Source organism: Bacillus sp. M6-12 (assembly GCF_002860285.1).
GTDB lineage: Bacteria > Bacillota > Bacilli > Bacillales > DSM-1321 > Peribacillus.
On sequence record NZ_PGVF01000007.1, the window covers coordinates 31,924 to 55,544 of the forward strand.

The following is a 23,621-nucleotide window of genomic DNA, read 5'->3' on the forward strand; positions in this document are numbered from 1 at the left end:
CTCACTGAATTGTCAGTGAGGTACCTTAAATTATATTAACACTCGATACTAAAGTTGTTATATATGAATTAAAACAGGAATGAGAGAAAATCCCCATAGCAAAGTAATCCACGCTGCAAAAATCATGGCCAAAGAAGAAAATGTAGCTTCTTGTTCCCCATAATCCAGCGCTTTATTTGTTCCTGCTCCATGCGCTCCCATCCCAAGCGCAAGCCCTTTGGCTATTGGAGTTTTAATTGATAGCCACTTAATCACCATTGGACCGACAACAGCTCCAATTACCCCGGTCAGGATTACAAAGACAGTCGTCAATGTCGGCAAACCGCCAATCTCCTTAGAAACTTCAATTGCAAATGGAGTTGTAATGGATCTAGGTAGAATGCTTGTAGTAAAATCGTATTTTAAATGAACCAATTTGGACAAACCGTAGGTAGAAAATATTGCGACAAGTGTTCCCGCCGTAATGCTGATAAGGATCGTTCCTATATACTTTTTAATGATAGGAAGATGTTTATAGATTGGAATGGCGAAAGCTACCGTTGCGGGAGCCAGCATATGAGTAAGCCATTTAGAGGCTTCCAGATATTGATTTGCCGATACGTGCAGCAGGCTAATAAGACCAATTAACACAATAGGAGCAAGCAATAATGGCTGAAACATTGGAAACGCCCATCTGGAATACGCTTTTTTGCAAATACGGTAGACTAGGTAGGTAACAATCGTAAATAACAGCATCATAAAGCATCACTTCTTTTCCGGGCAGAAATTTTTTCTGCGGTAAGGGAAGTTACACCCATCACAATAATGGTGCTGACTCCAATCAGCAAAACGATTCCGATTCCCTGTATGCTTAAAATATCATCATAATTTACAATTCCAACTGCTGAAGGAATGAAGAACAGCAATAATTCTGCCATTAGCCAGTTTGCACCTTGTTCAACCCATTCCAGTTTAATCAGTTTCAATTGCAGGGCCAGGAAGAGAAAAATCAGCCCAAACATGGAGGCTGGAATAGGAAGCGGAACTAGGTGTTTAAATAGAGCGCCAACAAAAAGAAAAACATGTATAAATAATACCTGAATGATAATAGCTCCCAATTTCATCGTTTCTGTCCTTTCTGCAAATAGGAAAAACTACTGCATTTTTCCCAATTCGAAATTTGAATAGAACATAATAGTACGATGATTATTACCATTCGTAAAATACATATTCAGAATAAAAGGCATAACCACTAGTTATAATGGGAACACTACTTTTCATTCAAAATAAAGTCGATGAATGTTCTTGCTGCATAGGAAAGGTACCGCTTCTTTTTTGTAATCACTGCCAATTTCCAAAGTACAGATGGTTCAAGGCTAATAATACTTAACTCCTTGTTAAATACCCTGTTACATATAGGTTCAGGAAGAATCGTGATCCCCAAATTGGCAGCCGCCATTTCGGACATGAAGTCCCATTGAGAACTTTTAAATAAAACCTTCGGCTCAAAACCCTCTGAGATAAACAAATTTCTCATAATATCATGTAAGGCAAATTCTTCACTGTAGAAAATAAATTCTTCGTTAACCAAGTCCTTAATCTCAACTTTCTTCCGGGAAGAAAAGCGATGCTCCCTATGAACAAGCAGCTTCATTTCCTCTTCGACAATCGGATAGACATCGAACTCCAGTTCATCAATCGGCATTACTGCAACTCCAAGCTCAATCTCGCCTTCCTCCACACTCTTTACTAATCGGGCACCGCCATACTCAGTGATATTCATTTCTATATTTGGAAATTCGTGGTGAAATTTTGCCAATACCTTAGGAAAAAATAAACTGCCGATAAAAGGCGGCAGCCCTATATTTATCTTGCCTCTTGTTAAGTTTGTCATATCATTCAGTGTTGTAGACATTTCATCAAGGAGAGCTGACATTTTCAATGCATACTCCATCACAACCAATCCAGCATCTGTAATATCACTTGTTTTATTGGTTCGGATGATTAATGTCATCCCCAGCTCTTCCTCAAGAGCCATTATCATTTTACTTAAGGCAGGCTGTGAAATATGCAGGGATTCTGCGGCTTTTGTAATACTCTTATGCCTCGCCACTTCAAGAAAGTATTTTAGCTGTCTTAATTCCAAGTCAGCACCTCCGTTGATTTCAATTTGCTTAAATCATCTCACAATTTTACGCATAAATGATACAGAACTCATCTTCTTTTAAAATCTCAAAAACTGCTCATTCGGAAAGAACATTATGCACTTCAGTAGGGAGATTGATCCTTGCCCTTCTTAACCAAGATTACTCTCTTCTACTGCCTTTTTATTGCTTGTTAATTTGCTCGTATCACTGATGGAATATGTAAATTATTGCATAACCCCTGGCAATCCGTCAGTAATCCATATTTAATCAAACGTTTGATTAAATAAAATTAACAGGCCTAGTTAGGTTTTACCAATATTAAAGAATGAAGGGAAATCTAATTCTCCTCTGGTAAGGAAGCAGCTGCTCCTTTTTTCATGTTTTCCCTTTCTAATAACTAAAAAATACCCTGCTGCACTGCTGCAACAGGGTACCTACACATTTTACCTTCAATTCTGTCTGCGATATTATTAAACAGATTGGACCGCTTTTTCTAGCATGGTTCCATTCTTTGCAAAATTGGTATGCCAGGAAAGAGCTTTTTCCAGGATATGCGGGGTTTGGCCGCCTCTTGTGAGGGCTTCTTGATAATAGTCCCATAATTGCCTGCGGTACATTGGGTGAGCACAATTTTCAATAATTAATTCTGCGCGCTGCCTCGGCGCAAGGCCACGAAGATCTGCATAGCCTTGCTCGGTGACTATAATGTCGACATCATGTTCTGTGTGGTCCACGTGGGAAACAAACGGAACGATGCTGGAAATTTTGCCATCCTTGGCAATGGATTTTGTAACGAAAATGGCGAGCCGTGCATTACGGGCAAAATCCCCAGATCCACCGATTCCATTCATCATTTTTGTCCCCGAAACATGCGTTGAGTTTACGTTTCCGTAAATATCTAACTCAAGAGCTGTATTAATGGAAATCAAGCCGAGGCGGCGGATGATTTCAGGATGATTGGAGATTTCCTGAGGCCTCATGATTAATTTATCCCGATACTTTTCGAAATTGGAAAAAACCTGTTCCATTTTTGATTCTGAAAGTGTGATTGAACAGCATGACGCAAAGCTTACTTTACCCGCATCGATTAAATCAAAGACTGCATCCTGCAATACTTCGGAATACACCTCTAACCCTTCAAACTCTGAATCCAGCATCCCATGCAGAACCGCATTAGCTACCGAACCTATGCCTGATTGAAGCGGAGCCAGCCGTTCTGTTAATCTGCCAGTACTTATTTCGCTGCGAAGGAACTCAAGCAAATGCTGAGCCATTATTTTTGTTTCCTCATCAGGAGCCACAATTGTTGATGGAGAATCCAGCTGGTTCGTAAACACGATCCCTTTAACCTTCTTAATATCGATTGGAATTCCTGCTGTTCCTATACGGTCGTCTGCTTTCGTGAGCGGAATCGGTGAACGGTCCCCTTGTTTGCCGGGCTCATATAAATCGTGCAGCCCTTCTAACATCTCGGGCTGTGCCGTATTAATCTCGATGATTACTGATTTTGCATGCTGAGCAAACACCATCGAGTTGCCAATCGATGTAGTCGGAATTAGCATTCCATCTTCCGTTATAGAAACCGCTTCCAAAATGGCGTAATCAATCGGCTCTAACACTTCAGCACGTACCATTTCCGCCGTATGAGAAAGATGATGGTCAACGAATAGCATGTCTCCCCCGTTAATCTTTTTTCTCATAGTAGCATCTGCCTGGAACGGCAATCGTTTATTAATAATTCCAACTTCTGCAAAAAGCTTATCAACATCTGATCCCAAAGAGGCTCCGGTAAAAACATTTACCTTAAATTCTTCTTGTTCTGCCCGTTTTACAAGTGCGAATGGAACCGCTTTCACATCTCCAGCACGAGTAAAGCCGCTTAATCCTAATGTCATGCCATCCTGAATCCATGACGCCGCCTCATCCGGTGAAACTACACGTTCCCTTAGGCGAGGATCCCTAATCCGTTCAATTCTCTTTTCCATGTGATTACCTCTTTTATAATATTTAGAATTATTTTACCCTTCAGACATATCTAAGTAGAGATAAAAGGATACGTTTATGTAAAATTAGGATAAAGCAGCATTTTTCATGTCTCAGCCAGCATTTCGCTTAGAAACCCAACAATTTCCGAAAATAACTTGAGTAGGACTGGCTGACCGGGATTCTTGCTTCATTTTTCATTGCCAACAGGAACGTGGAGTGTGTGTCAGGGAAGATCTCTTTAATATAATTTACATTGATGATGAACGAGCGATGGCACCTGATAAAGGAATCCTTTGGCAGAAGATGTTCAAACTCCTGCAGTGAATTTTTATGTGTACCTGATAATTTTTGTGTACAGACATGTGTTTTGCGGTCTTTTGCTTCCAAATATATTACCTCCTGAAACGGAACAGGAGTCCAGCCATCATTTGTTTTTACGGTTACAACTGCCTTTCCATCCGTAAGTGCTGGATAAATCGCTGTAACGCAGCCTTGAATAGTGCCATCGTTCAGAAGAGGAACAGCCATGCCATGATACGGAACTCCAAATAAGTCCCGGTTAATGAATTCCGAAACTTTTTGTTCACTGAGTATTGCCTTATGGGCAATGGTACCTTCCTTAATCGGGTCACCGGGCCTGATCTTTAAATCAATCCGTTTACTGGGCCGATAATAGATATATTCCTTTGTATTACATACAGCAATAGATATTTCATCTGAAAACAACTCACCGATAACCTCTAGAAGAGATGCCTCTGTTATTTTTTCCATTCAATAAAACATCCTTTATAATATGTCTAGGGCAAGTGTACAACTTTTTCCGGAGGGTTTCTAGCCGCAAATATTACTCCTTCGCCTTCTGGCCGTTCAGGTATTTTTTTACACAATTCATCAAATACTTTAAAAGATATTCCTGCAATATCATCTTCTCAGAGTATCTTATCCTAACTATGAGGTGATTCCATAATGAGTTATCGCGGTCAGTTAGATCAAAATTCTCTGCTGTTTCACCATAACTGGACAAGACCTAAGCGTTTTAATTCTCAGGTAAATGGTCATACCGAAATGTCGAGATCAAATATTATCTTAAGAAGAAATGCAAAGGCTCACAGGTGGTAAAAGGTAATTCTGAGAACAAACGGAGGAAGGCTTTCACTGGCCTTCCTCCGTTTTTGATGTGAATCAGATAGAGGTTTTGGAAAATTAGTTATATGAATCATTATGTTTACTAAATGTAATTATATGGACTATATTTAGAATAACATTGCTAAAAAGGAGTATAAAAAATGGCGATTATTAAAAACGCAAATTTATTATTACGTCTCATCCTGGAGCTGTGTGTGCTTCTGTCAGCCGGTTATTGGGGTTTCACGGCACATAAACAGGCGATTGCTAAATTCGGATTGGGAATTGGCGCCCCTCTCCTGCTGGCGACTATATGGGGAACTTTTGTCGCTCCGAAATCTGCCTATCTGCTGCCTATTCCTTATCGGCTGATTTTGGAGTTTATCATTTTCGGGCTGGCTGCCGCTGCGTTATGGAAGTCGGGATTTCCGCTATTAGGCAAACTATTTATTGCGGCAGTGGCAATTAATATCTTTTTGCTGCTGTTGTGGAAGCAATAATTATATTAAGAACTTCCAGATGATGGCCAGCTGTTTAATTCCTTTATGAATTTTTTCTTTAGTAAGCCCGCCAAACCCAAGCATCACATAACAATCCGGTGCCTGATCTTGTTTTAGCCAATTCTTGGCGGGTGAGTATACGTGTATCCTATGTTCGGATGCAATATTTATCAGATTGCCAGCATTTCCATTCCTTAGCATTATCAGCAAATGCAGTCCGGCCCGCTGACCAATGACCTTCACATGATCACCCATAAACTCATCGATCGCCTGCAAAAGCACCTGATGCTTTTGCTGATAGACAGTCCTCATTCTGCGGATATGCCTTTCAAAATATCCTTCCTTTATGAAAATTGCCAAGGCTTTTTGTAAAATCGGCGAGGCTGACTGACTGTATGCCTTGATTCCCTGAATGCCATTTTCTACAAGGGAAGGAGGCAAAATCACATAGCTAATACGCGCAGCTGGTAAAAAGCATTTGGAAAAGGTTCCGCAGTAAACGACCCTTTCTTCCTTATCCAGAGATTTGAGAGAAGGAATTGGCTTCCCAATATATCGAAATTCACCATCATAATCATCCTCAATGATGTAAGAGTTTGCTTCATTTGCCCAATGCAGAAGCTGGTTCCGTTTCCCGACAGAGAGCACCATGCCCATTGGAAATTGATGGGACGGGGTAACATATAGGGCCCGTGCAGAAACATCTTCCAGCTTATAGGTGCAAATACCATCTTTTTCAAGTGAAATGGGGATAATATGGCTGCCCTCATCAAGAAATACAGAGCGCACACCTTCATATCCAGGGTTTTCCATGGCTACGTTTTCGCCGCGCAAATTCAGCAGCCTCGAAAGAAACCCTATGGATTGCTGGGTACCGCCGAATATAAAAATTTGCTCGGTTGAACATGAAATTCCTCGAGCTTTACGTACATACTTTCTAATTTCTTCCCTCAATTCAGCGCTACCTTGATGCGGCCCGTACAGGAGAATATCTTCTGCAGCACCATCCATAGCTGCATTGATACATTGCTTCCAAATCTTCTTCGGAAAAAGCTCCAGTTCTATATCTCCATACTTAAAATCATATTCAAACTTAGGAGCTGCTTCTGGCCGCGGGGAATCTTCGGGTGAAATATGAGCCTGAGCGACCGCTTGTTCCTCAATCGGCAGCACAATAAAACCGCTTTTAGGACGGCTTTCCACATAACCTTCCGAAGCCAGCTGCTGATATGCATTTTCTATCGTTTGTTTACTCACATGGAGTTCCTTTGATAAAAAGCGGATGGATGGCAGCTTTTCTCCTGCATGGATCCTGCCTGACTCTATTTCCGTCTTTATGTAATCATATAATTGAACATATAAAGGCTTGGTTGCATCTTTATTTAAAAAATAGGTAAATATCAAATTGAGCACCCCTTAATCTGACCAGGTTAAAATTCCTTGAACTGCACCTTTTTAGCAGGACAGAAAAGGAATAAGATAATTTTAACACATCAACTTGGAGGATTTATATATGAGACAAGAAGCATTAGCTTGCAATGATCAAGAAAAAATAGAATCTTTTCTAACTAATGCCCAAACAGGATTCTTAGGTTTGTCCGATGGGCAGTTGCCATATGTCGTTCCAATGAATTTTATCTGGCATAATGGGGCAGCTTTCTTTCATGGGGCAGGTGAAGGAAGAAAAGTTGAAGTAATGAAACAAAATCCAAATGCAAGCTTAGTAGTATGCGAAAACTTCGGCACCATTGCAAATCCGGTACCTGCAAAAACTGATACTTCCTACATGAGTGTCATTATTTCCGGAAATATTGAATTTGTTACAGATCTAACTGATGCAACGGAAGTCATGCAGCTTATGCTTAATAAGTATGTACCTGGCTACTACGATACACCGCTTTCAAAAAATCATGTTGAGAAATATCGCTCTTCGCTTGGAAGCAAGACATTAGTAGTCAAGCTGGTTCCCCAGAGCGTCTCTGCCAAGGAAAACCCGATGAATGAAGGGATGAAATTTTATCCCGGCCGGTCTATTAAAGCTGACTTATAAGTAAGCGAAAATAGAATAGAAGAAAGCAAATATTACTCTGCTTTCTTCTATCCTTAAACGAACGGTTATCTTTTAAATCTGAAAGTATAAGTCAAATTCTGAATCCTCGGATTCGGGATTATGGCGATTGTCATAATGCTCAAAACGCATCATTAACCAGTGTGTAACCGTTATTTTTTGATTTACGTGATTTAACGATCGATTCTCCTGATTTATTTGCAGAGTCTTTATGTTTAAATACGGCATACGTTTGGGCTGGTCCCTTATGACCGTCACCCTTATGGTACACCCGACACTTTACTTAAGAGAAACTAGTCAAAAAATATCGAATTAAGATTTCTAATTTCTTTTTTAGCCTCTTCTGTTAAAACATACCCCTTTTGATTTTTAATCCCATCTCCTTCTTTGATTCCTGCTTCTTGCTGTTGGATTCCTAAAGTATAATTTTCAAGTGACTTCTTTATTTCTTTTTGCAGATTTGATAAATCATTATTATTTATTTTGGAATCACTTTTAAATTCCAAGAGAAGTTTATTCACTTCTTCTTTGGAAATATTCATAATGTCCAAAGCCCCTTCAAGGTCATCAGAACTTTGGGCTTCTTTTATAATAGAGTCTGACTCTTTTACTATTTGGTTTGCCATTTTAATCATTTGCTTCATGCTTCCCAAAATCGCCTTTTCACTAGCTGTTAGCTGGGATTCATTTATTTCCGAAAGTCCATTCTTCTCCGTTTCACTTTTAATGGCAGCCTCTCCATTGTTACAGCCTATTAAAATGAAAGCTAATAAAGAAATTATCAAAAGTATCCTGCTATTTCCTGCCATATGTCCCTCCTATTTTAAAAGATTCTTAAAATAGTTTATGAAGTATTTTATTAGATATGACATTTACATAGAGGATGGCGGAATTCATGCCTTTTCCCAAATAAAAAAACTCGAACCATTTGATTCCTGGATTCGGGTAAATATTGAAAAAGTCTTTTAACTATGTTCGTTCAGATGTTCCGCCCATTAAATCATTTCCAGAACGATTGCTGTCCAATGTGGTTCTGTCATCCAAACCGGCTAGTTCAGGTGATGTCTTGATTACTTTTTGACCGCCTTTAATTTCAGGCGTAGAGTCAGAACGATTTTTATTCCGCCCACTCATCTAGCTTCCCCCCTATATTCATGTAAGTTTATTATTGTCGAGAAGCCAAATCCTATACAAAGAAATGCTTGATGGATAGGAAACACATGAACGGCAGAACATATAAAGAAAACTTTAAAGGAGGCATCCTTGATGGCCAAAGATAACGACAAAAACAGAACAGCGCCAGTTTCTGATGATGAACCGGCAATAAAAGGGGCTTTAGAAAGTGATAACGCTTATAGCAGCGCTGGCTTGGAGAATGCACGGCAGACTCGTGAAGCAATGAATCGAAGTAATTCAGGCGATCAACCAGAATAAAGGCAGCCGTATGATTTGGCTGCCTTTTCCTCATCCTGATCATGTTTTATGCTAATTAAGAGGCGGGATTCGACATCACAAAACTTAAGTATCATTCCTACTAGAAGGCATTTAATTGCATAAGAATGCACATCAAAAATGTATCTAACCGGTTGGTAACTTCATTTTATCTATTATTGTTGAAAAATATTTTCTGAACGTTCTAATTGTGTTACTTTGCTGATATGAGGTTTCCATTGTGGTTTGACCCTTGGCCAACAGTTCTATCACTTTAATTTTACGTTCGTCATCGCTGTAATCATCGTCGATTAGTTCGGGGGAGTAAATTCGCTTTCCATCCATAATGCTGCGAATCGAGCTGGCTAACTCCTCGCTCGGGCTGTCCTTCAATAAATACCCTTTTACATCAGCTGCTAATGCCCGTTGAAAATAACCAGTCCTTGCAAAGGTTGTAAATATAATAACTTCACATCCAAATGGCTTTAAAGCTTCTGCGGCATCGAGTCCACTCTTTTTAGGCATCTCTATATCCATTATGCAAACATCCGGCTGTAATCGGTGCACAAGAGCTAGTGCCTCCTCTCCATTGCTCGCCTGCCCGACCACTTCCATATCATCTTCCAAATTGAGTAAAGAACCAATTGCCCCTAACAGCATTTCCTGATCCTCTGCAATTACAATACGAATCATTTAAGTTCCTCCTTATTGGGCAGCTACTATTAAGCAAAGACTCCCCTTAATCAAGGAATATTAAGGGGAGTCAGCCATAAGTGGAGTGCAAATTATAGTTCCGGTTTTACTTTAATAGAAACACTGTCTTCCGATAATTTTTTAACGTCTTTAAAGCCAACAAAATTCTTGTTTTCCTCATCCCACAGGCGGAAACGGATTGACCGCAAGCTTGTAGCAAGAGAAATAGTTGGTACGTTCTTTAAAGGAAGCGTATTATTATGTGCCTCCTCCAGTTTATAGTTAGGCACTCTTGGACTTAAATGGTGAACATGATGGAATCCAATATTGCCAGTAAGAAATTGAAGGAGTTTTGGAAGCTTATAAAAAGAACTTCCTTCTACTGCTGCTTTCACATATTCCCACTCTTTATCTTCTTCAAAATAAGAATCCTCAAATGTGTGCTGTACGTAAAACAGCCAAATGCCTACTGAACCTGATATTAAGAATATAGAACCTTGTACTAAAAGAAACGACTGCCATCCGAGTGCCCAGCAGAGTAATCCAACTAAAGCAGCGATTAGAACATTCGTCAAATAGGTGTTCATGCGTTCCTTCTTTCTAGCACCTTTTCGGTTAAATCTATTTTTTAGAAGGAAAACATAAATCGGGCCTAATCCAAACATAACGAAAGGGTTACGATAAATACGATAGGCTAAACGAAGTCTAAGTGGTGCCGCCAAATATTCGTCCACAGTAAGGGTCCAAATATCTCCTGTACCTCGCTTATCCAAATTACCACTTGTAGCGTGATGAACGGAATGCTCATGTCCCCACTGATCGAACGGAAATAAAGTTAAAACACCCATAAATGTACCAACTATTCTATTTGCACGGCGGCTTTTAAAAAAGGAATGATGTGTACAATCATGAAAAATAATGAAAATTCGTGTCAAAAAGCCAGCAGCTATCACAGCAGGAACTAATGTCAGCCAATAAGAAACGGAAAGGCTTAAATATGCAAGGTACCATAAAATAAAGAATGGCACTAATGTGTTGATAATCTGCCATACACTTTCCTTTGTCGTAGATTGTTCAAAAGGAGCTACTTGTTTTCTCAGTTGTTTAGTATTTTGTACGGTCATTATTCGAATCTCCCTCCCTTTGTATTGTTGATTCAAATTATAAAGGAAGGATAATCACATTGTTAGTACCAGCTGTCATGCCTAGAGTATGATAAATGTCATATATAAGTTATTTCAAACTACATTTTATGTAACCCATTCCCATACAACAACTAAAGTTTTCTTACACATTAGATTCAACAGACTAGATAACTTATTCCTATATTTACAACATTTCCGCTTCCTCTGGGCGGATGCCTGTTAAAATGGATTCGACTCCATGCAGCAGTTAAGCATTGATAATTTTAATAAGCTGATCGCCACAATGGTTCCACTACCAATCACCATGAATATCAGGGAAAGCTAAAAAGCAAAACCCAATTCCAACCAGCACAAAAAGCACTCCCAATGAGTGCCTTGTCGATAGCTTGCCATTTCTGTCACTTAGGCGACCCTTACCAGGCTCACTACCTGCTGTTACACTACCGTATTTTGCGAAGCGTAAAATTGTCTTCAAGCAGCACCCAATTTTGCGGGAATGGATAACCAAGCACCCAGTAACTAATTCCGCGCAAATCATATTCTTTAACTGTATTAAACTTGGCTTGGGCGCTGCGGGCATCCTCAAACCAAACTTCATGCCTGCGCCCCTGGGCGTCAGTGTACCGGAAAAATGGGGATTGGGACACCGGGTCGTATTGAACGGAGACTCCATATTAGATGGCACGGCGTATTGCTTCCTGCTGGCTGAATGTTTCCGCCTCCTGTCCTTGAACATGAGGAATAAGCCAGTCGCGGGCATAAATTTGAAAGCCAAAGAAAATTTTATTTCTTGGTATGACAGTGACGGCATAATCCAGCACCCTTCTGATCTGGTTCAGCGGTGAAATCGCCTGCGGAGGGCCAAGCCTGTAACCCCACTCATAGGTCATTAAAACAACAAAATCTACTATCCGGCCATGCGCAGCGTAATCATGGGCTTCATATAGTAATCCCTTCTGTTCCCCGCTTACTTTAGGCGCTAATGCTGTTGAAACAAAATAGCCTTCCGGATGAAGCCGGTCCACTGTCCGCTGTAAAAATTGATTATATAGCTCCCGGTCAGCAGGCAACACATTTTCAAAGTCGACATTTAAACCAACATATCCCTTTTGTTTCATGGTGCTAATAATATTCGTTATCAGGCGTTCCCGAATCTCATTGCTTGCGAGGATTGTATGTGCAAGCCTGGACCCCGGGTCTGTAGCCGTGAAATTGGTGATGCACAGCACAGGAGCAACCCGCTCTGCTACAGCAGCCTGTATCATTGGAGTATCATTGATAGGATTCAATCCGCCATCTGCCCGCATGCTATATGCAAAAGGCATCCAATAGGTTAAATAACGGCCTGATTCCCGGATCTCACGGGCTCCTGTTTCACCCGCATTGGTCGTATAGGCATTTACCTCAATCACTGGCTTTCTAGGAGGAATGACCAAAACTGTACCAGGATTAATTGAATTTGGATTTTGAATCTGATTTGCCCTGACGATATCCTGGACCGTGGTGCCATATCTCTGAGCAATTTGCCATAACGCTTCCCCTCGCTGAACGGTATGGGTCCTTTCCGGTATGGCTAAAACCATTCCTGGCATTATTCGGGATGGGTCACTAATTCGATTCGCCTGAACGATTGCCTTGACAGTAGTTCCATATCTTTGGGCAATCGCCCATAATGCTTCTCCGGACCGGACAGTATGAGTCGTGCGTGGGAATTACAAGGGCCAGACCGGACACTAACTTATCGGGATTTTCAAGCTGATTTGTGGAAACAATTTGAGGAATTGGAACGCCATACCGCTGGGAAATAGACCACAATGTGTCTCCCCGCTGCACCACATGAATTTGCATCATAACGCCTCCTTGAGGTTCGCTTCTTTTACACTATATTTTCGGGGAATCATACTATTCGATGACAAGCAGCCAAAAAGTCCGAAAGTCTAAAAGAATCGAAGGAAAATATTAAGAAGCCCGTCCGAACCAAGGATAGAAGACTTTGCTTCACAAAAAAACAGGATGACGTTTACCACATAGCGCTATGGGTAAAAATCATCATATTCATAGTAGTTAATGAGGTTTATGTATTCTCAATTTCATAGGCGCGCCAGCTTACGAGCCGCTCCAGCAGCATCGATAACAGTACACCGATGATAAGACCGTTTGAGATGATTGGCTGGATCACAACGGGAAGATCAGTGAACAGAGCGGGAGAAGAGTTCATTAGACAAACTCCGATCAGGACAGGTACTGCAAGCCTGAAGATTGTATTGGAATTAAATGTATACCCGCTTAGGCTGCTAAAAGAAGTCCCAAATAGCTGCAGGTAAGCAACAAATAATACCGCGTTCCCAACCGTGATTGGCATAGTGGCCAGGAAAGAGCCAAACAATGGAACAAGGCCAATGAGTGTCAGCAAGCCGCCTCCCAGAAAGAATGGCAGCCGTTCAAAAATCCGGGTACTCTGAAGAAAACCGATTGACGACGTAAAAGGAGTGTACGGAACAAGCCCAAAACCTGTTCCCACTGCAGTAAAAATGGATGTGATGGCCATTGATTTCCGATATTGCTTATCTGCTGGTTCCTCCTGAAGCAATTCTGCTCCCGCCTTTATAGAGGTGATTGTGTTACTTAAGTTAATGACTACCGCGAAAAAAGACACCGCAATAATTCCGATCTCCAAATTCGGTTTTCCCAATGGAAATAACACAAACGAAATCGCTTCTTGCACGGGCTGTACCCTTTCTTCAGGAAACAGCAAGGAAAATCCAAACCATCCAACCATCAATCCGATTAATATAGAAAAGTTGCTTATCGTTTTATTCCCTTTGATTTTCAGTACTATGACAAGGACTACGATCGCAATGGAATACAAGCTGATAGCAGTATCCAGCGTCCCGGTTTCATTAACTTTAATCATTCCTTTAAAAAATATAAATATCAGCTGGAAGGTCAGCAGAAAAAGATAGACCGACATGACCATCTTGCTAAATACGTACTGGAGGAGTCTCATTCCATTAAAGACGGCAAGAAGCAAGATAAATAAGCAAGCCAACAGCACACCTGCAGCAATCCCTCCCCCAACGGCCGGCAAACTCATCCCCATAGCAGGAGCTGACAGGCCCAGGTTTAAAATAACTCCCCATAACAACCCTGAATGGCCTTCCATTAAAGGCAGCCGGTGGCCCAGCCATCCTTGAAAGATACAGGCAAGCCCCGTAACAATAAGGGAAATTCTAAGCATCATTTCCAAAGTTTCAGGGGGAAGCTCAAAAGCAGCAGCAATTGAAATAGGAACAACCACCGTGTTGGCAAATATAAAGAAAAGCCACTGAATGGACGAAAAAATGGTCAAAGTGGAGAACCAGTTTTTCATAAAAACACCACGTTTCACATGTAAATTTCCTGGCATTGGCAAATATGTTATTCCCAACATTAATTTATTAATTATATCATTTTCTTCCCAGAGCTTATATCCCGGTTTGTTTTTTTCGATACAGAACAAATAAAAAAGCTCATTCAGCAAAAAAACTGAACAAGCTTTTCTAATCCAAAGGAAGGTACTGTAATAGCTACGGCAAACTCCGCTGGAAGCTTTAGTACCATCAAGAGATGTAATAAATTAGGACTCCATATTAGCTGAGGAAATCTCATTTTTCTTATCCTTTGATAAAAACCAGCCGCCTAATGCGATTAAAATGAGAACTGTATAAAAAGTCGCTTTCCATCCGGCAGAGCTGGCGAATCCTTCAGGCAATACAGCCAGCTCAGGATGTGACAGCGTGTAGACAGAGAGCTTTACGCCTACCCACCCAACAATCATAAAAGCTGCAATTTCCAGTCCCGGCTTTGTATGAAGCAGTTTGACAAAAAAGTTAGCGGCAAATCGCATGATTAACAGCCCGATAAATCCTCCGGCAAAAATGACCAGGAACTTACCGCCATCAAGCCCGCCAATATTAGGAAGGGCTGTATTCGGAAGCGCAACAGCCAAGGCAACGGCTGCCAAAATAGAGTCAACCGCAAACGCTATATCAGCCAATTCTACTTTAAAAACAGTAACCCAGAATCCAGATTTCTTTTTTTCTTTTGAATCCTTACTGTCTTTCTTGCCCTTATTAACCAGGACTTTTCTAAAGATGTGGTTGAACGCAATAAATAGGAGGTATAGCGCACCTATCGCCTGAACCTGCCAAACATCAACGAGAAACGAAATGGCAAATAAAGATGCAAAGCGGAAAATGAACGCGCCTGCAAGTCCGTAAAACAGCGCCTTTTTTCTTTCTTCTTCCGGAAGATGCTTAACCATGATTGCCAGCACAAGCGCATTATCAGCTGCCAAAAGTCCCTCTATCGCAATAAGCAGCAATAGCACCCAGCCGTATTCCATTAGTATCGATAATTCCATCTCTTAAATCCTCCTTTATTTATCTATTAGATAAGGCGATGTTTTTGTTTGAGCGACTCAGGTGCCAATGCCACCATTCGTTCCAGAATGAATCCAGCAATTACCACATCATCCACTATTCCAATAAAGGAAAGGAAATCTGGGATTAAGTCAAATGGAAAGAAAGCATAAGTCAGGATCATTAACACGCCCAAAACCTTCTTCAGAGGTTGAACCTCCCTTGATATGAAAAAGTCTTTCAAAAACGGTATGAACTTCCAAAACTTGAGAATAAACTTGACTCGCTTAGCAAACTTGAACAAGATATTCACCTCTTTATCCGACGATTTGAATTACATCCTGGTCAATACTTTTGACTCCCTCATTAAACGTAAGCCTCGTTGTAAAACGGTAAGAAATTTCTTCGGTTGAAGCTTCGAGGAAATCCGGAAGCTGAAAAGCAAATGGAATTATATTTGTTTCTTCGGAGTGAATCTTTGATGTTGAGAGCATGGTTGTTGTATCGATAACCATCTCCGCACCCTCTGTTGTATCTGTCATCACAAGGTCACAGTCGATTCGTTTGATTTGCTGCTCGATGGTGCCTCCTTTAATAATGAAATACCCGTGAACCGGATTTCCCGCCTTATAAGTGTCCTTTTCTAGAATAAGATCGATTTTCGCTGAACCTATTCCTAATAGCGACATGTATTTCCTTAATATCACTTAATACCCTCCTGAAATGATTTAATTTATAACCACTGTGGTTTAACGCCCCATAAATTAGTTTTTGGCCTTCACATGTTTATCATCAATCCGTTTTTCGATCTTTTCGAGCTGTGCCCTGTCTTTTAAAAGCTCATCTTTATTTTTCTTAATCAGTTCCGCAAATGACATTCTCATTTTTTTCAATGATTATCTCTCCATTCATCGTTTATTTAAATGGCCAATAAAAAAACCTTCACCGATATTCGGCAAAGGTTTTAAATACAAATAAAGACCTTTACCATTGGTAAAGGTCTTGCTAACAACAACGGTCATGTTGCCAACAAAGCCGGGAGCGGATACTCCGAAATGACGACTCTGCTGTAAAAGCTACTCCCCTTTAGGAGACTTCTATTCAACTATTTATATTTACTATATTATATTGGCTATTCTATTATGTCAACAGTTTATTTGTCTGTATCCCTTCAGCCAATCATAAAAAGCTCAGGAAGCATAAAGAATAAGATAACTCTTTTAGGTAAAGGATATTTTTCGAGGAGGTGTTATACATGGCTAAGATTGGTGTAGAACAATCATTAACTAACGTCCAGCAAGCCTTGCGTGACAGAGGTCATGAAGTAGTCCAGCTAAGACAAGAGTCTGATGCAAACGGCTGTCAATGCTGCGTAATTTCAGGTCAGGATGAAAATGTGATGGGCATGCAAGCCACTTCTGTTCAAGCTTCAGTTATTGATGCAAGCGGCCTTACGGCAGAAGAAGTATGTCAGCAGGTGGAAAGCAGGATTTAACAAAAACGTAAATTTAGAATGTGATCTGGGTTAGATCCCATGTGAGAACTTTTATTTATCTGCATTAACAGCAGCAGTTCCTTAACATTTTGAAGGATGAACTAACTGTATTTTGAAGGGGAGCATTGCTTCCCTTCTTACTTTGATTCAAGATTTATCGTTCCTTTCTTGCTCACTTCCATTCTCAAAGATGATTTAAAGGAGGAAATCTTAATGCCTGATCGAAACCCGCTATCCAATGAAGGCAATTTAGATTCAAGAAGCGATAACAATGCAGATTTAACGCATGATAATGCTGTGGATGTTTCCAATTTATCAACGAATCGTGATAAAAATCCTAAAATAGGCTCACGTGGCCGCGGGCCCATCATTATAAATGATCCGGATGCTACAGTGTTAAATGAAGCAATTTTTGAAAACTCTGACCGTGAATATTACGATCGCGATCTTTTCCGATAGGAAAGTTACAACCTGGGTCAAGGAACAGGCGTTTCTTGACTCTCTTAACTGCGAATACCGATTACATTGTTACCCCATCTTTAAAAATTGCTATCTCTTTAAATCCAAACCGCTCATTATTTGTTATCCTCTTTCCTGATGCTACATCCAAGATATATTGAAAGAAGTGATCAGAAAGATTATCCATTCCTTCATCACCGATCAGGACACCTGCATTATAATCAATCCAGTTTTTCTTGTGTTCAGCCAAAGCTGTATTTGTAGAAATTTTGACAGTCGGAACCGGTCCTCCAAATGGAGTGCCCCTTCCAGTAGTAAACAAGACAATCTGGCACCCGGCAGCAGCCAGGGCAGTGACAGACACCAGATCATTTCCTGGACCTTGCAGCAAGTGTAATCCGGTTTCCCTGAGCCTCTCTCCATAATCAAGGACATCCAGTATAGGGGCAAAGCCTCCCTTTTGTACACAGCCAAGTGATTTTTCCTCTAGCGTAGTAATGCCGCCCTTCTTATTGCCTGGCGATGGGTTTTCATAAACAGGCTGTTCATACTTAATAAAATATTGCTTAAAGTCATTTACGAGATGAACAATTTTTGTAAAAACCGCCTCATCCTTGGCCCGATCCATCAAAATCGTTTCTGCTCCAAACATTTCGGGTACCTCCGTTAAAACTGTTGCACCTCCAACTTTCACCAGCATATCTGAAAAGGCTCCAACAAGAGGATTTGCAGTTATCCCGGATAAACCGTCTGAGCCGCCGCATTTGAGACCTACCTTTAATTTTGAGACTGGTACTTCTTCTCTTGAAAAAGCTGATGCATACTCAGCCAGCTCAGATATCAACTCCAAGCCCAGCTCCATTTCATCCTCAACCTGCTGTACGCTTAAAAACTTAACCCGATTCGGATTATAATCACCAATTTCATTCTTGAACAAATCAATATAATTATTTTCACATCCAAGCCCTAAGACCAAAACTCCGCCGGCATTGGGATGGTGGATTAAATCCGCCAGAATCTTTTGTGTATACTTTAGGTCATCCCCCAGCTGAGAGCAGCCGTATGGATGTGAAAAATGTTGAATCCCATCAATATTTTCTATTTTAATCTGTTTTTCAGCTAATATAGCGAGGTTTTCAGAAGTCTTATTTATGCAGCCAACCGTATTAATAATCCAAATTTCATTGCGGACTCCTACGTCTCCATTTTCGCGGGTATATCCTAAAAAAGTTGGAATATTGGCCTCATAAGCATCAAAGGCTTTATTCCCTTCAGGAGAGTATGTATATTCAAGCTGCCCAGATAAATTTGTTCTCATATTATGGGTATGTATATGCTCTCCCGCTACAATATCCCTTGTAGCATGTCCAATCGGGTAGCCGAATTTCACAACATTTGAACCGTTCATTATTTTAGAGGCTGCCATTTTGTGGCCGCTTGGAATATCTTCCTGTACCTCAATTACAACACTGTTTACCTTTATCTGTTCCCCCTTTTTAACATCCTGGAGGCTTACGAATACATTGTCTGAGGGATGAATTTGTATTGCTTTTTGGGCTGTAGAATTTGACATAAAATCTTCCTTCCAAGCTTAAATTTTTGATAAGCGATAACCTGCTATCCTGCTTTCCCTACAGCTAAGAGGCTGGCTTATTGGCCAACCTCTTAACAATCTTATATAATGCCAGCGTCTTTTAATATCCGCGTCAGATGAGCCTTCTTCTCTTCTGACAGCTCCCTTGCTGGGGGCAGTACATGCGTAGAAATATCAAGCCCAGTTAACTTTGTTGCTTCTTTAACTACATTTACAAAAGGAGAATCAAGCTTATACATGAGCGGAAGCGGTGCCAGCTGCTGATGAAGCTGCATTGCTTTCTCAAAGTTATTTGCTTTAACTGCCTGATAGATTCCTATCGTGAGCTGAGGTGCAAAGTTGGCACTGGCCGAAATAGCACCATCTCCTCCCAAAGCCAGGGTGTTCAGCAAATGGTCATCATATCCGCAAAAAACCGAGAAATGAGGATGCTTCTTTTTTACTTTCAATATCATTTCCCGAATATGTCCCGCGGTGTCAACCGTTTCCTTAATCCCTACTATATTTTCATGCTCCTCAACCAATTGCAGCACAAGCTCAGGGCTTAAATCCTGGCCGGTTAGATTTGGGAAGTTGTATAACAAGATCGGGATATTAACGGACTGGGCAATTTGCCGGTAGTGCTTCAATAGATTTTCCTCAGTCAGTACCCAATAGTAAGGATTTAAGACAACTACTGCATCTGCCCCGATCTCTTGGGAATGCCTGTTTAGTTCGATTACTTCCCTAGTATTGGTGCTGCCTGTTCCGATCAGAACAGGAACACGATGATTCACATAAGGCACTGCAAATTCAGCAACTTCTTTTCGTTCTGCAATAGACATTTGTGAAAACTCTCCGCCTGTACCCAGGAAAAAGAGGCCGTTCACTCCTGAATCTATTAAAGAATCTATTAATAGACCCATGCCTTTTTCATTAAGGCTGCCATCACTATTTAATATCGTTGAGACCGGCGGAATGATACCTTGGAACCTCACTTGATTTGTCATATGAACTCACCTCTATTTTATGAACCATTCCATCGGTACTGTTACTAGCCCCGGGAATAGTACGAGTAAAATCAAAATACCAAATTGAACAGCCAGGAATGGCCAAATTCCTTTTGTTATTTCTACCATACTAATTTTACTGATTCCAGCTCCGACATATAATACCGTTCCTACTGGAGGGGTGATTAATCCAATTGATAAGTTGATAACCATTAACAATCCGAAATACACAGGGTCAATTCCAACTGCCTTAACTACTGGGAGCAGGACAGGTGTAAAGATTAGGATCGCCGGTGTAAGGTCCATTACACAGCCTACGATTAATAGGAATAGCATAATGATTAACAGCAGAAGTGTTGGGTTTGTGGTCATCCCGGACAGAAATTCTCCTAATTGTCTTGGAATTTGTCCCACTGTAATTGCATATCCTGACACGATTGCAGTCGCAGCAACAAACATTGTAATTCCTGTAGTTTTGGCCGTTTCAACAAATACTTTTGGTAGTTCAACGAGTTTCATCTCGCGGTAACCAATTGAAATAATCAAAGCGTAAACAGCAGCTACAACCCCTGCTTCAGTTGGTGTAAAAATACCCCCGCGAAGCCCTACAATAATAATAACCGGGAGCAATAATGCCCAGAATGCCCGAACAAAAGCAGTCCATCTTTCTTTTCCTGTTGCCTTAGCCATTGTTTCACTTTCATCCCGTTTTGCAACAAAGAACCAAACAACCATTAATCCAAGTGCGATCAATATACCCGGAACAATTCCTGCCATAAATAGCTTGGTAATCGAAACACCGCCGACTACTCCGAATAAAATCATTGGGATACTCGGAGGAATAATAGTTCCAATAATACCTGTTGCAGCCGTTAAGCCTGTTGCACGATTTTTGTTATAGCCTTTTGAAATCATCATTGGAATAAGGATTGCACCAAGTGCCGCTGTATCTGCAACAGCCGAACCTGATAAACCGGCAAAGATTACACCGGCGATAATAACAACATAACCTAATCCGCCGCGGATATGCCCCACAAGCGAAGTGGCAAAATCAACGATACGCTTTGAAACTCCACCGACATTCATAATCTCACCTGTCAGGATGAAAAAAGGAATGGCCATTAAGGAGAAGCTATTAGCCCCTTTGATTAAATATTCTCCCAGTATCCCTGTATCGAATAAACCAAGAGTAACCAGCAAAACTACTGCACTGATTAGCATGGAGATGGCAACTGGAACTCCAATTAGCAGCATGGAGAATAGGGATGCAATAAACAGCCAAATCATTTTATTTTACCTCCTTCGATGTCAGGATCCCCGGTCATAGGAAGGTCACCCTTGTTCAAAAAAACAAATTGAATGGTTTGTACAGCACTAAAGATTATCATTAGCACGCCAGCCACTACTCCTGCCAGATAAAAGACTGCTACCGGCAGCCCAGTTGCAGGGCCAGAAACCACACTGTTTAAATCAATCATTTTAAATAGACCATCGATAAACAGAGTTAAGACAAAAATGGTTACTGCACTAGCCAATAAAGATAAAACTTTTTGAACTGGTTTTGGAACATTCGAAGTTAATATATCGACACCCAAATGGGCTTTATCTTTCGCTGCCACTATAGCGCCTAAAAAGATGATCCAAACAAACATATATCGCGCCAGTTCCTCTGACCAGGTAATCCCTGAGTTAAAGAAATATCGAAGAACAACATTCAGGAATACCAGGCCTACCATACCCGCCAAAATGAGTATGATGGACCAGTTGAGAATTCCATTTAATACTTTTAAAAATTTCCCCATCTTTTCCACCTCACGTAAGATGATTTATCGATTAGCTGAACTTTAATTAATGCCATGCCTCATTTTTTTAAGAATCCTATTTTTGTTCTTTGATTTTATTGATAAACTCTTCTGCCCAATCGTATTTTTCATATAGATCCTCATATACTGGCTCTACAGATTTTCTAAGCTCTGCCATGAATTTTTCATCCGGCTCAGTAAATTTCAAGCCTTCTTTTTGAAGGTCCTCTTTTACTTTTGCTTCTGCTTCCTGCAGCAACTTCCACTCAAGGTTAGCGGATTCTTTCGCAGCCTTTTCGATTACATCCTTTGTTTCAGGATCCAAACCATCGTAAAATTCCTTATTCATTAAATAAACGTTCGGGCTGAACATATGCCTGGTTTCTGTTACATGACTCTGCACTTCATATAAACCTGATTCTTTTAACGTAACGATCGGGTTTTCCTGGCCATCGATAACTCCTTGCTCTAATGCAGTAAATACTTCTGACAGTGCAAGGGGCTGAACAGTAGCGCCAAGTGCCTTACCTGTATTAATAAAGATTGGAATATTCGTCATTCTTAAACGGAAGCCCTTAAAGTCTTCCATTGAAGCAATTTCTCTATTGGCTGAAACCGTCCTGAAACCGTTTGCAGTCCAGGCTAAAGGTTCAACCCCTAGTTTACGGAACTCTTTACCAATTTCATCGCCGACTTCACCATTCAGAATTCGGTTCGCCTGTTCATAGTCATCAAACAGGTATGGCCATTCTACGGCACCGATTTTTGGATTAGCAGTCTGCAATCCCATCCCTGTTATTGCCATTTGTATGGAACCAATCCGGGTACCGCTTGTAAACGAATCTTCATCCCCTAGCTCATTACCAGGATAAATTTCAACTTTATACTTACCATTCGTTCCTTCTTCAACAAGAGGCTTGAACTTCTCTCTTAATGCAATATTTTGCGGATGTGTATCAGAAAAATAGTTCGCAATTTTAATAGTGGTTACACCATTTTTCTCTTTACCTGCTGTCTCTAGCGCATTGCAGCCCGTCAGCATTATTAATAGCGAACCAAGAATAACAGCGATAAGCGCTTTCATTTTCATCAAGTATTTCCCCCTTCATTACTCAATGGGAGGGCAGCGGTATTCCGCTGCCTTCCATGTGAATTAGTTTGATCTAGCTTCTTTAACAGCCTGTGTAAAACGCAAAGCCCTAGCTTCAAGATCCTTTAAATATTCGTCAGTTACCGGTATCTTTGTATTTACAAGTGAGCTTCCGACTCCTGCAGCAACTGCCCCATTTTTGATGTAAGCCCCTACATTGTCAGCGTCAATTCCGCCGGTTGGCATTAATGGAATATGCGGCATTGGGCCCTTAAGATCTTTAAAGTATCCTGGTCCAAAGACATTGGCCGGGAACACTTTAATCATGTCGGCACCATTTTCATAGGCTGTAAGGATTTCCGTTGGCGTTAACGCACCCGGAATGCTTACAACACCGTAGCGTTTTGCCATTTTAATTGTTTCTGGATTAACCGTTGGTGAAAAAATGAACCTTGCACCTGCCATAATGGCTGCTCTTGCAGTTTCAGGATCTAAAACGGTTCCAGCCCCCACTATCACTTCATCGCCGAGCTCAGCTGAAACATTTTCAATCAGAGATAATACCTTTGGAGTTTCAACTGTGATCTCTAATGTTTTTACTCCGCCATTTTTTAATGCTTTTGCTATAGATACAATTTTTTCAGGAGAAGCGCCCCGGATTACGGCCACTATTCCATTTTCTGTAATCTGTTCAACTAAATTCATATGATAACCACCT

The 23,621-nt window shown here is 40.8% G+C and carries 27 protein-coding genes and 1 pseudogene; 6 read left to right on the forward strand and 22 right to left on the reverse strand.

The genetic code is table 11. The features are described from left to right. Window positions 1-57 precede the first annotated feature (57 nt). The 5 genes from CVD28_RS10680 to CVD28_RS10700 form a co-directional block, all read right to left on the reverse strand. Window positions 58-738, reverse strand: a complete 681-nt coding sequence (locus tag CVD28_RS10680) for an LrgB family protein (RefSeq protein WP_101592369.1) — start codon at window positions 736-738, stop codon at window positions 58-60. Then, window positions 735-1,103, reverse strand: coding sequence for a CidA/LrgA family protein (locus CVD28_RS10685; protein WP_101592370.1), 369 nt, complete (start codon window positions 1,101-1,103; stop codon window positions 735-737). The genes CVD28_RS10680 and CVD28_RS10685 overlap by 4 nt, the downstream gene beginning before the upstream one ends. Before the next feature lie 146 nt (window positions 1,104-1,249). Further along, on the reverse strand, window positions 1,250-2,125 hold the full coding sequence (locus CVD28_RS10690) for a LysR family transcriptional regulator (RefSeq protein ID WP_101592371.1): 876 nt from the start codon (window positions 2,123-2,125) through the stop codon (window positions 1,250-1,252). Between the two features lie 471 nt (window positions 2,126-2,596). Further along, window positions 2,597-4,111: an acetyl-CoA hydrolase/transferase family protein gene (locus CVD28_RS10695; protein ID WP_101592372.1), complete on the reverse strand. Its 1,515-nt coding sequence runs from the start codon at window positions 4,109-4,111 to the stop codon at window positions 2,597-2,599. A gap of 127 nt (window positions 4,112-4,238) precedes the next feature. Then, window positions 4,239-4,883: a LytTR family DNA-binding domain-containing protein gene (locus tag CVD28_RS10700; RefSeq protein ID WP_101592373.1), complete on the reverse strand. Its 645-nt coding sequence runs from the start codon at window positions 4,881-4,883 to the stop codon at window positions 4,239-4,241. Window positions 4,884-5,078: 195 nt separating this feature from the next. On the opposite strand from CVD28_RS10700, the gene CVD28_RS10705 reads away from it, so the two are divergent. Both CVD28_RS10705 and CVD28_RS10710 read left to right on the forward strand, forming a co-directional pair. Next, window positions 5,079-5,231 carry a YpzG family protein gene (locus CVD28_RS10705; RefSeq protein ID WP_101592374.1) on the forward strand — a complete coding sequence of 51 codons (153 nt, stop codon included), beginning with the start codon at window positions 5,079-5,081 and terminating at the stop codon, window positions 5,229-5,231. A gap of 167 nt (window positions 5,232-5,398) precedes the next feature. Then, window positions 5,399-5,737, forward strand: coding sequence for a YrdB family protein (locus tag CVD28_RS10710; RefSeq protein ID WP_101592375.1), 339 nt, complete (start codon window positions 5,399-5,401; stop codon window positions 5,735-5,737). Here the strand turns inward: CVD28_RS10710 and pdxR are convergent, their stop codons facing one another. Beyond that, on the reverse strand, window positions 5,738-7,150 hold the full coding sequence (gene pdxR / locus CVD28_RS10715) for a MocR-like pyridoxine biosynthesis transcription factor PdxR (protein WP_374702518.1): 1,413 nt from the start codon (window positions 7,148-7,150) through the stop codon (window positions 5,738-5,740). It lies immediately after the preceding gene. Window positions 7,151-7,250: 100 nt separating this feature from the next. On the opposite strand from pdxR, the gene CVD28_RS10720 reads away from it, so the two are divergent. Then, window positions 7,251-7,787 (forward strand): pyridoxamine 5'-phosphate oxidase family protein, encoded by a 537-nt coding sequence (locus tag CVD28_RS10720; protein ID WP_101592376.1) that lies wholly within the window; start codon window positions 7,251-7,253, stop codon window positions 7,785-7,787. A gap of 311 nt (window positions 7,788-8,098) precedes the next feature. On the opposite strand, the gene CVD28_RS10725 is transcribed toward CVD28_RS10720, so the two are convergent. Then, window positions 8,099-8,614, reverse strand: coding sequence for a hypothetical protein (locus CVD28_RS10725; RefSeq protein ID WP_101592377.1), 516 nt, complete (start codon window positions 8,612-8,614; stop codon window positions 8,099-8,101). 160 nt (window positions 8,615-8,774) lie between these two features. Then, window positions 8,775-8,939, reverse strand: coding sequence for a hypothetical protein (locus CVD28_RS28035; protein WP_180954110.1), 165 nt, complete (start codon window positions 8,937-8,939; stop codon window positions 8,775-8,777). A 132-nt stretch (window positions 8,940-9,071) separates the two neighbouring features. On the opposite strand from CVD28_RS28035, the gene CVD28_RS28040 reads away from it, so the two are divergent. Next, entirely contained in the window at window positions 9,072-9,239 is a 168-nt protein-coding gene (locus CVD28_RS28040) for a hypothetical protein (protein ID WP_180954111.1), read from the forward strand. A gap of 144 nt (window positions 9,240-9,383) precedes the next feature. Here the strand turns inward: CVD28_RS28040 and CVD28_RS10730 are convergent, their stop codons facing one another. From CVD28_RS10730 to CVD28_RS10765, 8 genes and pseudogenes are all read right to left on the reverse strand, one after another. After that, complete coding sequence (locus CVD28_RS10730) at window positions 9,384-9,929, reverse strand: response regulator (RefSeq protein ID WP_101592378.1); 546 nt, start codon at window positions 9,927-9,929, stop codon at window positions 9,384-9,386. Window positions 9,930-10,021: 92 nt separating this feature from the next. Then, window positions 10,022-11,053: a fatty acid desaturase gene (locus tag CVD28_RS10735; protein ID WP_101592379.1), complete on the reverse strand. Its 1,032-nt coding sequence runs from the start codon at window positions 11,051-11,053 to the stop codon at window positions 10,022-10,024. A gap of 461 nt (window positions 11,054-11,514) precedes the next feature. Beyond that, a pseudogene (locus tag CVD28_RS10740) lies at window positions 11,515-12,922 on the reverse strand (LysM peptidoglycan-binding domain-containing protein). Between the two features lie 226 nt (window positions 12,923-13,148). Then, window positions 13,149-14,462 (reverse strand): uracil/xanthine transporter, encoded by a 1,314-nt coding sequence (locus CVD28_RS10745; RefSeq protein ID WP_257985832.1) that lies wholly within the window; start codon window positions 14,460-14,462, stop codon window positions 13,149-13,151. Between the two features lie 228 nt (window positions 14,463-14,690). After that, window positions 14,691-15,476, reverse strand: coding sequence for a TerC family protein (locus CVD28_RS10750; RefSeq protein WP_101592380.1), 786 nt, complete (start codon window positions 15,474-15,476; stop codon window positions 14,691-14,693). A 26-nt stretch (window positions 15,477-15,502) separates the two neighbouring features. Further along, on the reverse strand, window positions 15,503-15,658 hold the full coding sequence (locus CVD28_RS29085) for a YkvA family protein (RefSeq protein ID WP_308315077.1): 156 nt from the start codon (window positions 15,656-15,658) through the stop codon (window positions 15,503-15,505). 133 nt (window positions 15,659-15,791) lie between these two features. Further along, on the reverse strand, window positions 15,792-16,181 hold the full coding sequence (locus CVD28_RS10760) for a sporulation protein (protein ID WP_101592382.1): 390 nt from the start codon (window positions 16,179-16,181) through the stop codon (window positions 15,792-15,794). Window positions 16,182-16,238: 57 nt separating this feature from the next. Further along, the gene (locus CVD28_RS10765) at window positions 16,239-16,358 is read right to left on the reverse strand and encodes an FbpB family small basic protein (protein WP_308315078.1); all 120 of its coding nucleotides are present in this window, start codon (window positions 16,356-16,358) and stop codon (window positions 16,239-16,241) included. A gap of 371 nt (window positions 16,359-16,729) precedes the next feature. Here CVD28_RS10765 and CVD28_RS10770 point away from each other — a divergent pair, with 371 nt between their 5' ends. Both CVD28_RS10770 and CVD28_RS10775 read left to right on the forward strand, forming a co-directional pair. Beyond that, entirely contained in the window at window positions 16,730-16,969 is a 240-nt protein-coding gene (locus tag CVD28_RS10770) for a YkuS family protein (protein WP_101592384.1), read from the forward strand. A gap of 213 nt (window positions 16,970-17,182) precedes the next feature. Then, entirely contained in the window at window positions 17,183-17,428 is a 246-nt protein-coding gene (locus CVD28_RS10775) for a hypothetical protein (RefSeq protein ID WP_101592385.1), read from the forward strand. Window positions 17,429-17,489: 61 nt separating this feature from the next. Here CVD28_RS10775 and CVD28_RS10780 read toward each other — a convergent pair whose 3' ends face one another. The 6 genes from CVD28_RS10780 to CVD28_RS10805 form a co-directional block, all read right to left on the reverse strand. Then, a complete protein-coding gene (locus CVD28_RS10780) occupies window positions 17,490-19,001 on the reverse strand; it encodes a UxaA family hydrolase (protein ID WP_101592386.1) in 1,512 nt (503 codons plus the stop codon). 101 nt (window positions 19,002-19,102) lie between these two features. Continuing rightward, window positions 19,103-20,011, reverse strand: coding sequence for a dihydrodipicolinate synthase family protein (locus CVD28_RS10785; RefSeq protein WP_101592387.1), 909 nt, complete (start codon window positions 20,009-20,011; stop codon window positions 19,103-19,105). Window positions 20,012-20,023: 12 nt separating this feature from the next. Beyond that, entirely contained in the window at window positions 20,024-21,298 is a 1,275-nt protein-coding gene (locus CVD28_RS10790) for a TRAP transporter large permease (RefSeq protein ID WP_101592388.1), read from the reverse strand. Continuing rightward, window positions 21,295-21,813 carry a TRAP transporter small permease gene (locus CVD28_RS10795; RefSeq protein ID WP_101592389.1) on the reverse strand — a complete coding sequence of 173 codons (519 nt, stop codon included), beginning with the start codon at window positions 21,811-21,813 and terminating at the stop codon, window positions 21,295-21,297. Before CVD28_RS10795 ends, CVD28_RS10790 begins: the two co-directional genes overlap by 4 nt. A 76-nt stretch (window positions 21,814-21,889) precedes the next feature. After that, entirely contained in the window at window positions 21,890-22,903 is a 1,014-nt protein-coding gene (locus CVD28_RS10800; RefSeq protein WP_101592390.1) for a TRAP transporter substrate-binding protein, read from the reverse strand. A 63-nt stretch (window positions 22,904-22,966) separates the two neighbouring features. After that, window positions 22,967-23,608: a bifunctional 4-hydroxy-2-oxoglutarate aldolase/2-dehydro-3-deoxy-phosphogluconate aldolase gene (locus tag CVD28_RS10805; RefSeq protein WP_101592391.1), complete on the reverse strand. Its 642-nt coding sequence runs from the start codon at window positions 23,606-23,608 to the stop codon at window positions 22,967-22,969. Window positions 23,609-23,621 lie beyond the last annotated feature (13 nt).